Source organism: Chitinophaga sp. Ak27, from assembly GCF_012726295.1.
Taxonomy (GTDB): domain Bacteria; phylum Bacteroidota; class Bacteroidia; order Chitinophagales; family Chitinophagaceae; genus Chitinophaga.
Genome location: NZ_JABAOB010000002.1, coordinates 682,210 through 695,240 on the forward strand (window position 1 = coordinate 682,210; position 13,031 = coordinate 695,240).

11 protein-coding genes are annotated in these 13,031 nt (G+C 46.3%); 2 read left to right on the forward strand and 9 right to left on the reverse strand.

All coding sequences use genetic code 11. From position 1 onward, the window contains the following. Window positions 1-177 precede the first annotated feature (177 nt). Together HGH90_RS10550 and HGH90_RS10555 are read right to left on the reverse strand one after the other, a co-directional pair. The gene (locus tag HGH90_RS10550) at window positions 178-1,338 is read right to left on the reverse strand and encodes a FecR family protein (protein WP_169191041.1); all 1,161 of its coding nucleotides are present in this window, start codon (window positions 1,336-1,338) and stop codon (window positions 178-180) included. 65 nt (window positions 1,339-1,403) lie between these two features. Next, on the reverse strand, window positions 1,404-1,991 hold the full coding sequence (locus HGH90_RS10555; RefSeq protein WP_168767449.1) for an RNA polymerase sigma factor: 588 nt from the start codon (window positions 1,989-1,991) through the stop codon (window positions 1,404-1,406). Window positions 1,992-2,405: 414 nt separating this feature from the next. Here HGH90_RS10555 and HGH90_RS10560 point away from each other — a divergent pair, with 414 nt between their 5' ends. Then, a complete protein-coding gene (locus HGH90_RS10560) occupies window positions 2,406-2,705 on the forward strand; it encodes a hypothetical protein (RefSeq protein WP_169191042.1) in 300 nt (99 codons plus the stop codon). An 84-nt stretch (window positions 2,706-2,789) separates the two neighbouring features. Here HGH90_RS10560 and HGH90_RS10565 read toward each other — a convergent pair whose 3' ends face one another. Both HGH90_RS10565 and HGH90_RS10570 read right to left on the reverse strand, forming a co-directional pair. Further along, the gene (locus HGH90_RS10565; protein WP_169191043.1) at window positions 2,790-3,092 is read right to left on the reverse strand and encodes a protease inhibitor I42 family protein; all 303 of its coding nucleotides are present in this window, start codon (window positions 3,090-3,092) and stop codon (window positions 2,790-2,792) included. A 133-nt stretch (window positions 3,093-3,225) separates the two neighbouring features. After that, window positions 3,226-4,896 carry a C1 family peptidase gene (locus tag HGH90_RS10570; protein ID WP_168767446.1) on the reverse strand — a complete coding sequence of 557 codons (1,671 nt, stop codon included), beginning with the start codon at window positions 4,894-4,896 and terminating at the stop codon, window positions 3,226-3,228. A 555-nt stretch (window positions 4,897-5,451) separates the two neighbouring features. Here HGH90_RS10570 and HGH90_RS10575 point away from each other — a divergent pair. Further along, a complete protein-coding gene (locus HGH90_RS10575) occupies window positions 5,452-6,489 on the forward strand; it encodes a lipase family protein (RefSeq protein WP_168767445.1) in 1,038 nt (345 codons plus the stop codon). Between the two features lie 125 nt (window positions 6,490-6,614). On the opposite strand, the gene HGH90_RS10580 is transcribed toward HGH90_RS10575, so the two are convergent. The 5 genes from HGH90_RS10580 to HGH90_RS10600 all read right to left on the reverse strand — a co-directional run bounded on the left by HGH90_RS10580 (window position 6,615) and on the right by HGH90_RS10600 (window position 12,908). Then, window positions 6,615-7,133, reverse strand: coding sequence for a cupin domain-containing protein (locus tag HGH90_RS10580; RefSeq protein WP_168767444.1), 519 nt, complete (start codon window positions 7,131-7,133; stop codon window positions 6,615-6,617). An 80-nt stretch (window positions 7,134-7,213) separates the two neighbouring features. Then, window positions 7,214-7,783 carry a Crp/Fnr family transcriptional regulator gene (locus HGH90_RS10585; RefSeq protein ID WP_168767443.1) on the reverse strand — a complete coding sequence of 190 codons (570 nt, stop codon included), beginning with the start codon at window positions 7,781-7,783 and terminating at the stop codon, window positions 7,214-7,216. 117 nt (window positions 7,784-7,900) lie between these two features. Then, window positions 7,901-11,005 (reverse strand): non-ribosomal peptide synthetase, encoded by a 3,105-nt coding sequence (locus tag HGH90_RS10590; protein WP_169191044.1) that lies wholly within the window; start codon window positions 11,003-11,005, stop codon window positions 7,901-7,903. Between the two features lie 315 nt (window positions 11,006-11,320). Continuing rightward, the gene (locus HGH90_RS10595; protein WP_169191045.1) at window positions 11,321-11,656 is read right to left on the reverse strand and encodes a hypothetical protein; all 336 of its coding nucleotides are present in this window, start codon (window positions 11,654-11,656) and stop codon (window positions 11,321-11,323) included. A gap of 139 nt (window positions 11,657-11,795) precedes the next feature. Continuing rightward, the gene (locus HGH90_RS10600; RefSeq protein ID WP_169191046.1) at window positions 11,796-12,908 is read right to left on the reverse strand and encodes a helix-turn-helix domain-containing protein; all 1,113 of its coding nucleotides are present in this window, start codon (window positions 12,906-12,908) and stop codon (window positions 11,796-11,798) included. Window positions 12,909-13,031 lie beyond the last annotated feature (123 nt).

The window sequence follows — 13,031 nt, forward strand, 5'->3', positions numbered from 1 at the left end:
ATCGGAACTGTTGCCGGAAGCGGCTCTAATCACTTCCGGCATTTTGTTCCTGAAGGATGGTTATTGGTTGGTTTTGATATTTAACTGTTTGGTTTAGCCAATAAAGCCCCTTCTGGCCATTAGAAGCCAAATGTTTCATTGTTCACGCAATAAGTTTGGTATTAGTCTATGGTGTTCCTAAGGCATTACAATCAATTTCCTGTCATTCTCGATCCTGAAATGAACATGTACATCTTCCAGTGTATTTAATATTTCAGAGAGTTTTAAATTGCGGCTCAGCTCTCCGCCAAAGCGTAAGTCTGGCACTCCTTTTTCATATACCACTTCGATGTTATACCAACGCTCCAGTTGTTTCATTACCTGTTGCAGACTGGCGCCATCAAAATTGAATAACCCGTTTTTCCAGGCCATTACTTTGTCAATATTCACTGCTGTAGTTATTTTTATTGGTCCTCCTGTCATAAGCGCCTGCTCGCCTGGTTTTAGGGTAGCAGTTTCGTCTGCGTATCTCACCCGCACCGCCCCCTCCAGCAACGTAGTGGCCACACCTGGTTCATCTTTGTAAGCATTGATGTTAAAATGGGTGCCTAATACTTCTACGGTGCTGGTTTCATTTATTTTAACCTTAAAAGGCATATTGGTATGCTGTGCTACTTCGAAATAGGCTTCCCCCGTTATTTCTACCAGGCGTTCTTTTCCTTTAAATGCAACCGGGTACCTGATAGCGCTGGCTGCATTCAGCCATACCGTGGTACCATCGGGTAGTTTCAAACGGAATTGCCGGCCGTTTGGAGTTGATACACTGTTGTAAACAATTTCACCGGCTCCTGGCGCTGCATCATATACCAACTGTCCTTTTTGTAACACCACGCGGGCGCCGGTCTGATTGGCTACCACGCCATTTCCCGTACTGTCCAGCTGTATCTGGCTACCATCTGCCAGGGTAAGGACAGCCCCACTGCCTCCCGGAGCCACGTCATTTTGTGCTACAGGCAGGTGAGTGGAGGGGAGGTGATCAAGCCGGTTTTTCAGCAGGTAAAATATACTGGTACCGATTAGTAATACAGCAGCAGCAGCATATGCCAGGAGGCGCCGTATCCTGGTTGTTCTTACCTGGTGTTGTATGCGGCCCAGTATGAATGAATTGAGCCGTTCGCGGCGGTCCTCTGATTCATCGCCCGTAAACGTATCTTCCATGAATGTTTCTTCCATGGATGCTTCCAGTAATGCGCGGTAATGATCGTCGTTCAGCAGCACTGTAAATCGCTCCTTTTCTTCGACAGAGAGATCGCCTGTTAAATACCGGTCCAATAATGAATAAAATTCACTGTTATTCATACATTTTGTTTGAAGCTATTTCCCAGCTAAATATAAAGACGCAATATGGAGAGAGACCGGGTAGGTTATTTGAAAAAAAAATTGAGGCCGGGTAAAATGAGTAGCATATAGGCATTATAATGCAAGGCTTCCCTCAACGCATTAAGAGCAGCCACCATATGAAATTTAACCGTAGCAGGGGAAATCTGCAGCTGTACAGCAATCTGCTGGTAGGTGAAATTTTCGAACCTGCTCAAAGTAAATACGGCTTTTTGTTGAGGGGAGAGCCGGTCGATGGCTTGCTGTATTTTCTGGTAGGTTTCTTTCCATTCCAGTTGCCGGTCGGGAAGCCATCCTTCGTTCAGATCATCGCTCCCGGCAGTCGCAACGGATTTTAGCCGTTTCCTTACGGCGGAAACAAGCTGGTTGCGGGATAATATAAAGAGATAATTCTTAAAGTTCTCTATTTCAGGCAACCGGTGGCGGTTATCCCATATTTTCAGGAATACATCCTGTACCAGTTCCTCAGCCTCCTGGCAGGATTTGAGATAGCTAAGGGCATGTGAATATAATTTATTTCTGTAAAGGTCCAATAGTGCGGCGAAGGCGACCTCATTACCTTTTGCCGTTTCGCTCAGGAGCTCTCTCTCGTTATGTAATGTTTTCTCAGACAATATTATGTAGTGTCTTGGTTGGCTGACGATGCAAACTAAAAGAAAAAAATCTGATTATAATAAATTCGTTCTGAGATTTTGTTATCATATCAACTTGGATGGAGTATAGTTACTCAACCACTCGTAATTTTTTATGGCCATTTTACAGGTCGGTCAGAAAACATGGTAATGAGCAATTGGAACGGGCTTTCGGATATCCTTACAACAGGCAGATCTGGTAGTAAGCTCTCCAATGTGGGAATAACAACTTTTTAACAACAAAGGACGACCCGCCGCCCCAACCACTTCGCTGTTTTATTTGTTTAATGATTATTACACTAAAAGACCGGTTTTGCTATAATAGCAAATGATCGATGAAACAACGTCCCTGTAATTCCCTCAGAAAATTTTAAGTACCCCTTAAAAACTACTGAAATGCGTACACTATTAAGAGTTATCTGCCAGGTAGAAGCATCAAACAAAGCCGTGGCAGATGGAACCCTCGCCAAAATCATGAAGTCAACAGCAGAAAAAATAAAGCCGGAAGCAAGTTATTTTTTTGCATCGGATGGATGCAGATCGGCGATGTTCATCTTTGATTTGAAAGATCCATCTGATATACCAGGTATAGCAGAGCCTCTCTTTATGTCGCTCAATGCCAAAGTTGAGTTTAGTCCCGTTATGAATGCGGAAGACCTGCAGAAAGGACTTGCTAATGCAGGAATGCTGAAATAGAAGTTTATGTCGGAAAATTATGGTGGTTAACCCTTTCTCAAAAGGGATATTAATGCTAATAGAGCGACGGGCTGTTATATTGCGTTACTCAATAACGGTGATATCAAATACTTTTGTATTGATCGCCTGACCATCTTTTTCCCATACTCTTCTTTGTTCAAATGTAACAGTTGTACGGCCCGGCGCAATGCCGGTGATCAAAAATACTTCATCGTTGCTGGTGCCGACGTCACGGCGCATGGAATCTACTGTATAGTCATAGGGCTTTACTTCAACGCAATGGTCATTTTCAACTTTAAAGAACCATTGAAAGCCTGCTGTACCTAAGCCTGGCAAGATGATAGGAAGATCGCCTCCTGTTTTCAATTCTTTGGGTGTGATTTCCATATATCAGTTTTTACGAAGTTACGAATTACGGATTACAGAAGGGAAGCGCTATTTTAAATCAGGCTGCTTCACGCTATCGCCGCCATATTGGAGCCGATTGGTAGTCCGTAATCCGTAATTCGTAATTTATTGCTTACACAAACCATTTATGGTACATGGCTGAATCAGTACCTTCTACAAAACAGTCGAGCCGGCCCGCCTGCCAGGATGATACACCCACAGCTGAGGATAAGATACCGCCCAGGTTTTCGTCTCCGCTCCAGGCTTTACCATCCCACCATTTGTGCATCATGTTATAGTTCTGCCCGGGGAAGAATACATCTATTCTGTTAGGTCCCCATGATACAGCTCCAGGGCTATCAAACATGTTAGACTGCAGGTTTTCCCAGCCACTCCAGCCTTTATCAAACCATTTGTGCCAGAGTTTATTATCCTGACCGCGGGCGAAACAGTCTAATCTGCCGGGTGCCCAGGAAGAAACTGCTGGTGCAGAAGTAATAATGCCTCCGAGGTCTTCCCAGCCATGCCAGGTGCCGTCAAACCATAAATGCCACATGGAAGAATTCATGCCACGGGCAAATATGTCGATTCTGTTAGGGCCCCAGCTAACGCAGGTTGGCTCGGAAGAAAGGGTTCCTCCCAGGTCTTCCCATTGGCTCCATCCGCCCTGGTAGTACCTGTGCCAGAGGTGATGATTTAGTCCTACTGCAAAGATGTCTAACCGGCCAGCTGTCCAGGAGCAGATAGCAGGAGCCCCCTGTATTTGTCCACCCAGTGATTCCCAGCCCTGCCAGGAGGCGCCATTCCACCATTTGTGATATACTGCGGAATCCAGGCCCCGTACCACTACATCGATCCTGTTTGCTGCCCATGAAACGGCATTAGGCCGGGAAGTGAGCAAACCACCGAGGTTTTCATAACCATGCCATCCGGTTTTTGGAGCAGGGAGGACTACACCACTCGCAGTCCAGAATGGAAATTCTGTATCTATTCCGGCCTGTCCATAGCCGATTTTAAAGAATCCACCTTTACCCCATCCAAGACCCCAGGAGTTTTTGCAGATCCAACATTGTTCTGCTTCGGAGTACCCGATAACGGTAACACAGTGTAATCCTTTGTCCACGCCGCTTACATGGGTATATACGCCGTCTGCATAAGAAAAGAAATCTTCGAAAACATGCATGACAGCGGAGCAGGGGCCATGGCTAGAGAGATAGTTTTTTCGGTCAATTACATTTGCGAGGGTTGTTGAATTCGTGATTTTTACCGCACGGGCATCCCTGTTAGGTCCTATTGTGCAGTGAGGGGGCTGCTTCCAGATATTGTTGTCTGGGAATGCAGTAGCATAAGGGAAGCAGGATTCATCGGGGATACCACGGGTTTTTATTTGACTGAAAGCGTCTGTAGGCCACCAGCCACCGCAATTAGCGCCATGATTGGAGCAAAAATGCAGATCTGCTTCCGAAAGGTCTAATAACTGGCCATGTTCTATAGAGGCCATGGCTTCTGTAACGGAAGTGGTACAGAAAGAAACACAGGAACCACATCCTCCCTGATCTTTTACAGGGGTAATATGGTTACCATTGTGATTGCGCCAGTCTACCTCAGGAGCGTAATTGGCTACAGGTGCAGCGCCTGCGGTGGGTTTCATTACAGCTGCCAGTTCCGCAGTGTTCACAATAACGCCCAACAGGGCTTTTTGTTGATCTTCGGGCAGTTGGGAAACGGATGTTTCTCTTGCCTGCCATCGGTTAGGGCTTTTTGCAAGATCAGCAACGAGATCTGTGATTTTCAGGTTCGACATAAAATGGTCTTTTTTTGAGGTGAGTAATAGAAAGAATACTTATTGTGTAAATGGATAGTAGGGCCTCTGATGCTATGACAACATATCAACAGTGGTAAATGAAGGAATTTGGGGTGTCAACGATAACAGCATTCATAGAATAACTTAACCTGCCTGACGATAATGGTAACAGAAATTTTGGGGCAAAATCATAACGCCTTTCGACAGCAATTACATGACAAAAAACACCGTGTTTTTTAATGAACCCGAAAATAGGAACTAATGGGAAACGAAAAAAAAATACTTTTATAACAATCGTTTGCAGTAGAAAAAAATAACAAACGCGCTATAGGAGCATGTTGCCACGGATATTGAGAATTTATAATAGCACTATAATGTGCCATACATCGTTGTGGTACTTTTTTAGTGATGTCGGATTTTTCTTTGATATTATTATTTGGAATCCGAATAATTTTACTATCTTAATATTAATAGTTCCCTCAATACAGATATATTAGTCATGCACAATAATCATCTTAACCCTGGTTATTTTTTCACACTCAAAATACCATTACTATGGAATCCAAAATTAATCTCAATCCTGATGGACTTAAGAAAATTGCCGTACAACTTTGCGATGTGGCCGGTCATGCAGACCCGGATAATGACATTAAAACGCCTATGCCCGGCTGGCGGATAGCCTGGAGCAGTGGCAAGGTTACGTCCCCTAATTACTTTTTTATAGCAGAGCATGAATCCAAAGACGTTTACGCGCTGGCGATCAGAGGTTCTGTTAGCAAGGATGACGGGTTCAGCAGTGATCTGGACGTTTTTGTAGACTGGGGATTGGAAGACCTGGATGCAGCCCTGGCATACTGGCCTTTTACGAGCCAGGACGTTGCTGCCGGTTCAGATAAGATGCCCTGTATTAGCGCTGGCGCCTATACTGGTTTTACAGAAATGCTGTTGACTAGGAATAACCTGGGACTCCTGCCGCTGTTGACACTTCAACAGGCACTGATGATCTTAACAAAAAATGGTGATAAAAAACTGATCATTACAGGGCATAGCCTTGGCGGAAACCTAGCTAATGTTTATGCTTCTTATTTTGCCGAATGTCTTAAAAGGCAGTTCTCAAAAACGGCAGACAACGTGTCGCTCATCACTTTTGCGGCACCTGCATCAGGTAATGCAGATTTTGCCAATGACCTGGATGCTAAAATTACCAACGCATGGCATTTGCATAACATCCATGACGTTGTTCCAAATTTCCCCGTTGCCGGAAGGCTGCTGCTTGTCAGCGATTTTTACAAACCTAAAACGCCTGATGCTACCGTTATCCAGGTTCCATCCAAGAGTGGACCAAGTACAATGACAGTGCATGATTTCTACAAGAAAATGGCGGATATCCTGCTCTTGTTTGGCTATCAACAGCCTAAGAATAACTATGAATATTTCGAAGCTAAACTTGACTCCAGGTGGCAAAAGAATACTATCGACGATTGGCATGGCCAGGTTGGATTCCAGCACCAGCTCTTTAACTACGCCAAGTATTTAGGCGTAGATCTGCAGCCGATAAAGCAGCCATTAATTACTGCAACGGCTGAAGTTTAATATCTCTCTTGTAAATAATTGCCCGGGGCGCCTGCCATGTTGAAAAACATCTGGCAGGCGCTTTTTTTTGCTGAACGTGGCAGAGTAATTGGCTACGTTGCCAGCCTGTTTGCCGGAAAATAGCGTTATAATGGAAGGTCTTTTACTGGTAACATATTATTGACATCCACCGGGAAACTATCGTACTTATTATACAACTTCAGGTATTTGGCTGGGTCAATGGGTTGTTCGCTGAGGATATCCACCAGCCCGCGGAAGAAGCCTTCTCTTTTTTCTGCGGGGTTGAAAATAAGGGTGAGTACCACCTGTTCATCCGTATCATTGGCAAAACCATGCGGCGTGAAACGTGGTACATACGCCACTGACCCGGGTTGGAGGTGGTGCGTATCTTCACCGGCGTATACGGTAAGTACGCCTTTGTTTACAATAAATGTTTCATCCATAAAACGGTGGTAGTGCAACCTGGCGCCGATAGTATGTGGGGGTAATGTGATCTCGTATGCGCCAAGGTGACTGTTCGACATTTCACTGGTCACTTTAAATACGAAGGAAACACCTCCCATTTCCAGCCGTTCTCCCTGGCCAGGGTGATGTATGGTGGCGTTATTGGCGAGCTGGTCTTCCAGATAGTCTGTCTTTTTCATAAATTTTATTTTTATGAAGACAAAATTCAGGAATACCCACCTCTAAAACATTTACAAATGTTGATGTTTCTGGAAAAAAGCTATAACTCCGCGCGTATACGACTCAGTTGAGTAGGTGTAATACCCAGATAGGAAGCGATTTCGTGCTGTTTCAGGCGGTGCTCCAGCACAGGGAATTGTTGTAAGAAGGCAGCGTAGCGGCTTTTGGCGGTATCATAGCGCAGTGATATTTCCTGTGGCTCTTTTTCCACTACCCAGTGTATTTCCAGGTAACGGATATACAATGCTGCTATATCAGGATAAGTCGTTGTCAACTTTTTAAATTCATCGAAATGGTAAGCTAATACCGTGGTATTTTCCAGTGCTTTAATCGTAAACTGGCTGGGACTTTGGGTCAGCATTGCACTTACCGACGCTGCCAGAAAGGTTTCGGGGAAAAAACGTTTGATGACCACATCTCCATTCGGCGCTGTATAGTATTGGGAGAATAACCCCTTTACTACATAGGCCACCAGCCGCGGCACCTGGCCCTCTGCCACCAGCGTTTCATGACGTTTGTAGGTGCGGCTGGTAATAATATTCCCCCATGCCTGCCGGCTTTCATCCGATAGGGGATGGTACATCGTTACTTTTTCCCAGAAGTCGTTCATGAACGTGAATTTAGAAACAAAAAGTCTTCAAGCCATAACACGATATACTTTTTTCAAAGAATATGACCCTGGGGAGAAAAAAACGCCGCATGAAGCGCTTCATGCGGCGTGCTGATATTATGCTACCGCAATACCCAAATACTGAAGATATCGATCCAGTACAGCTTTATCAAACACAGGTTCCGGAATGCCCGACCCCTGCATGAATTTATCCACGTTGTCGCGGTACCATACATAGGTGTCCTGGTACAGTTCCACCGTGGAAAGCCCTTCATGCATGTTATCCCTGAAAAGGCTGGTAAGGGGGTAGAGACGGTTGGTGCTGTCATCTTCCCATTGTTTGCGCCAGTCATGGTATGGCAGCGGCTTCAGGTTAAAGCCATATGTCGCTATCAGGTGTTGGAAAAATTGTTCCAGCGTAAGGTTCGTCTCCGGAGAACAGATCAGGTTAAACTTCTGCCCGATAGCCTCTTTGTTTTTGGTGACGTGTACAATCGCTTTCACCATATAGTCTACTGTGATAAGGCCTTCACGTAATTCACGAAGGGCAGGATAGGAGGAGTATTGTACACAGTTTTTTACCAAGCTGGCCCACCACTGGTAGGGAGCGCTGGCGCCGGACTGGCTGTGACACATCGCATATCCCAGGCGGAAAGTGATGACGGGTACGCCCGCAGCAGCGGCCAGATCGGCTACGGCTTCCATCACCCATTTGCTTCTGACATAACCAATATCTTTGCTTACCGCCAGCAGGTTTTGGGAGATGTCATCGGTTTCTTTCATGATGGTTTTATGCGTAAATACATGTCCCCAGCTATACACGGAGATGGTGGACAGCAGCGACAGGCACTTCATTTTGCCGGTAGCGGCAAAGCGGATAATCTCCCGGATGCCGTCTACATTTGGCTTTTTCATGAAAGAGTAAGGCTCAATGAAGTTCACCGAACTACCGGAGTGATAGATCACTTCTACTTTAGCAGCCAGCGCCCGGTAGGCTTCTTCAGCGATGCCCAGCGATGACTGTGCAAAATCGCCTACTACGGCTACAATGCGATGCCGGGTATTTTCTTGTACCGGGATATGATAGGTAGCAAACGCCTGGTAGATTTTATCAAGTGCATGATGTTCATCACGGGCGCGAACGAGGCAGTATACGGTGGCAGCAGTATTATCCAGCAGCTCCTGCAGCAGGTGGATGCCCACAAAACCTGTAGCACCGGTAAGCAGTACCGCCGATTGGCGTTCCAGCACACTGGCATCAAACGGTTGCCGGTAGTCGCCATCGGGCAGCAGCCAGGCATCCTGTTGCAGGGATACATAAGGTTCCACGTCTTCCTCGGGGATACCGGTGTCTCCGGTCTTTACGCGATTGTCGATCATTGTGGCCAGTACCCGTAGTTCTGGGTACTGGTATAGGTCGCGGAGATACATTTTAATGCCGAAGCGGTCTTTCAGTTTGGTCACAACAGTGGCTACCAGGAGAGAGTCGCCGCCGATGTCGAAGAAGTTATCACCGTGGTGGATATACGGCCTTTCCAGTATATCGGACCACACGTCCGCAATGACGCGCTCTGTTTCGCTGAAAGGTTCATCTGCTTCCTGGTAGGTGCCTGCGACCTCGGACAAGGCTGCCAGGGCGGCTTTATCTACTTTGCCGTTGGCATTTACCGGTAGTTCACGGACGGTAATAAAACGGGCGGGCACCATATAGCCGGGCAGGTCCTGTTTGAGTTGTTGCCGGGCAAGTGCAATGCCTTGTTGTTCATTGGGATGGTCCTGCACAATAAATGCTACCAGTTGTTTCTGCTGGCGGTTGTTGTCTACCGCAATGAGTGCGGCGCTTTTCACATGTGATACCTGTAACAGGGCTGCTTCTATTTCGCCCGGCTCTACGCGGAAGCCCCGGATCTTGACCTGGTTGTCGATGCGGCCGAGAAACTGGATATTACCGTCGGGCAGGCGGCGGGCCAGGTCACCGGTGCGGTATAGACGCTGACCAGGCATAAAAGGATGCGGCACAAACTTGCTGGCGGTAAGTGCGGGGTTCTTAAAGTACCCTTGCGCAATACCGATGCCGCTGAGGCATAGTTCGCCAACGGCGCCGGGCGCCAGTAATTGTAGTTCGCGGTCCAGGATAAAAGCCTGTGTGTTGGCAATGGGACGACCGATAGTAGGGAAATATTGTCCGTCTACATCTACTACAGGGTGGTGTGTGGCATACACGGTATACTCGGTAGGACCATAATAGTCAATCAAGTGATACGGTAATCCGGTGGTTAATACGGGTTTCATTTGTTCACCGGCGGAGAAAAGGTACTGCAGCATCAGCCCGGGTGTTTGCCGGCTTAGGGCCAGCAACTCTGGTACCAGCACGGGCGGCGTGAAAGCATGGGTGAGCTGGTTGCTCCGGTAGAACTCCATCAGCAGTCCTGCATGGGTTCTTTCATCATTATCGGCGATAAAGAGAGCGGCTCCGGACAGGAGAGCAGACCAGCATTCCCATATGGAGATGTCGAATGCGAGGCCGGCTACGAGCGATAGCCGGCTGTTGCTGTTGACAGCATACTGCTGCTTGTGCCAGCAGATCAGGTGCTGAATGGACAGGTGGGTGATCATCACTCCCTTTGGTTCACCGGTAGATCCGGAGGTGTAGATGATGTACGCCAGGTCTGTTGGCGCTGGTAAACAGTCTGGTGCCGTAACCGGCTGATCCTGGAGAACCGCAAGGTTGTCGAGGTAAACCACCGTGGTGTGATGTACCTGGAACAATCGTGAACCCAGCGATAGCTGTGTGATGATCACTTTGGCTTCCACTTCTTCCAGGATAAAGGCCACTCTTTTACCGGGATAGATGGCGTCTACCGGGATGTAGGCGGCGCCGGTTTTCAGGATACCCAGCACGGCGATAGCCCATTCGGCGCTGCGTTCCAGGTACACCGGTACATAACTGCCGGTAGAAACGCCTTGTGCCAGCAGGTAATGTGCCAGCTGGTTGCTTTTTTCATCCAACTCCCGGTAGGTGAGAGAATGGTTCTTGAAAGATACGGCCAGGTTACCGGGTGTACTGGCGGCCTGCTTATAAAACAAGGATACCAGTGTTTCCCGGGAATTGTAGTCTTCCCAGGGGGTATGTGACAGTAATTCAGCCAAATGCTGATTGTCCTGGGTAACAGCAATAGGTTGCTGTTGCCCGTAGGCGTTGTGGTGGATCGCGTGGTCCATAGGATTACGGTTTAAATTGAGGGTTTAAAAAAGGATTTTCAGAAAAAATACGTGGTAAGTGTCGTCAGATAGTGTGGTTTAAAAGATGAGCAAAATAGATTCACATGAATCATTGTGGTATGAAAGATGAGCAAAAAAGGTGTTCACTTAATAACGGATAGGTGGATAGTTTATAGATGAAAAAAAAGGTTTCAGGTTTTCCAGCACATACAAGAACAGGAAAGTGTAACGAAATAAATGGTTATTGAGCTTATCATGTTCGAACGATGGGCAAGTTAAGTTGCCCCACTGAAATATAACCGCAGTGAAAAAATATTACGCCATCACCGATACCATTTTTAATGCTTGCTCTCCCAGCTGCACATTACCATTAATAGTTACTTTATCTGTAACATCTGCAAGATGCCAGCTTTTGGAGAATAGTTTCCAGGCAGTAACAGGATCAAGGGTGATGGAGGCATCTGCCCTGATATCGGGCTGTTTATCTAATGTCCAGTTATGTACATCTCTGATGATATTCCATCGGCCTCCGATATCAGTTGTGATAATCATTGATACAACGGTGCCCTCATTGGCCGGAACATCTTTGAAAGTAGGAGGAAAAGCATACATGAGCGTATCCATAAAAGGATAATAAAGGGTTTTTGTCATTAACCCTGGTTTGTTGACCGCGTCCCCGATCTTTCTATAGGTAAAAAGGTAGTGCAGAAAGATTTATCAAGAAACTGGTAGCAGCTAATATTTTGGAGATCTCGCTAAATCGCTGTAGCATTATCACTGCCCGGACGCGCTACTCATGTACCGTCACGCCAGGCGTCACCAACGACTTAATATATTCCGTGGGTGTAAGCCCCGTGATCTTTTTAAAATATTGGTTAAAAGATGATTTCGCCTTAAAGCCGCAATCATACGCCAATGTCAGCACATTCACCGGCAGGGCCTTTTCATTCATGAAACGTATCTGTTCCATGGCCCGCCGGATACGCCACTCGTTAATGTATTGGTAGAACGATTTGCCGGCATAGCTGTTCAGGGTTTCTGAAATATGATATTTGCTGATGCCTGTTCCCTGTGCCAGTTTATCGAGATTAAGCTCTGTATCTGTATATATTTTTGTTTTATGGAGATGTGCTTCCAGCAATTGCAGTACCTGCTTTTGTTCTTCGATGCTGAGCAGCATTTTGCGGAAAGGAGCTATCTCCGCTGTTATGGGGCGCGCGTCTGCTTTCGCCGGCTGTGATCCTATAATGCCCACATATTTGTAGCGGATGATCACCAGGCATATGAGCAACAACAGAGAGTATACGATATCCCGGCAAACGATATTATAAGAACTATGCAGCAGGTGAAGAGATTGAGTCGTTTTAAATCCTATCGATATAATACTGATCATGCCCAACAGGTAACTGATATAGTTGATCAGTTTCTTTTCCTGTGGCATATCCGGTAAGCTCTTCGCAATGCGGAACGATAGCCCGGGGAAAAGGAAACCCAGCAGCATCATGGTCCATGTAGTAGATTCATTATAATAATACAACACCGCATGACCTGCGCCCGCAGACCATAATAGTACGCATATCACCGTAAGATATCCTACCGCACCAAATATAAATGGCAGGAAAACATACCACCGGGAGGCTGGTATAAATGCGGTATCCCGCCGCTGGCGGGCATACAGGTAGAGTAGTGGTCCGTAACAGAAACCAATAAAGGTATTCATCTGTGTACGCACTTCCGGGTCATTCACAAAAGAAAAGATACAGAATTTAATAGCAAGATGTGTTGCTATACAGCACAACAATAAGATCAACAGGTAGTCTGCCTTGCTACGCAGTTTACTGCTACTTAGTAAAGCTACAGCGGTTAACGCCTGAAATGCTCCGATGGCAATAACATAAATCATGTGCGCAGATATGCCCCCGAAAGTATAAAACCAATATTAACGCAATGTTAAATGGCCGTTTCTACCCGTCTTCTCTCCATTTGGTAATGATTTCGTAATACATGTTAAGATGTTGATTTTCAA

Coding starts and splice junctions, on each gene's coding strand:
- HGH90_RS10570 (WP_168767446.1), bottom strand. CDS start 4,896: ATGTCGAACCTGAAAATCACAGATCTCGTTGCTGATCTTGCAAAAAGC.
- HGH90_RS10565 (WP_169191043.1), bottom strand. CDS start 3,092: ATGGAAATCACACCCAAAGAATTGAAAACAGGAGGCGATCTTCCTATC.
- HGH90_RS10550 (WP_169191041.1), bottom strand. CDS start 1,338: ATGAATAACAGTGAATTTTATTCATTATTGGACCGGTATTTAACAGGC.
- HGH90_RS10560 (WP_169191042.1), top strand. CDS start 2,406: ATGCGTACACTATTAAGAGTTATCTGCCAGGTAGAAGCATCAAACAAA.
- HGH90_RS10590 (WP_169191044.1), bottom strand. CDS start 11,005: ATGGACCACGCGATCCACCACAACGCCTACGGGCAACAGCAACCTATT.
- HGH90_RS10600 (WP_169191046.1), bottom strand. CDS start 12,908: ATGATTTATGTTATTGCCATCGGAGCATTTCAGGCGTTAACCGCTGTA.
- HGH90_RS10585 (WP_168767443.1), bottom strand. CDS start 7,783: ATGAACGACTTCTGGGAAAAAGTAACGATGTACCATCCCCTATCGGAT.
- HGH90_RS10595 (WP_169191045.1), bottom strand. CDS start 11,656: ATGACAAAAACCCTTTATTATCCTTTTATGGATACGCTCATGTATGCT.
- HGH90_RS10575 (WP_168767445.1), top strand. CDS start 5,452: ATGGAATCCAAAATTAATCTCAATCCTGATGGACTTAAGAAAATTGCC.
- HGH90_RS10580 (WP_168767444.1), bottom strand. CDS start 7,133: ATGAAAAAGACAGACTATCTGGAAGACCAGCTCGCCAATAACGCCACC.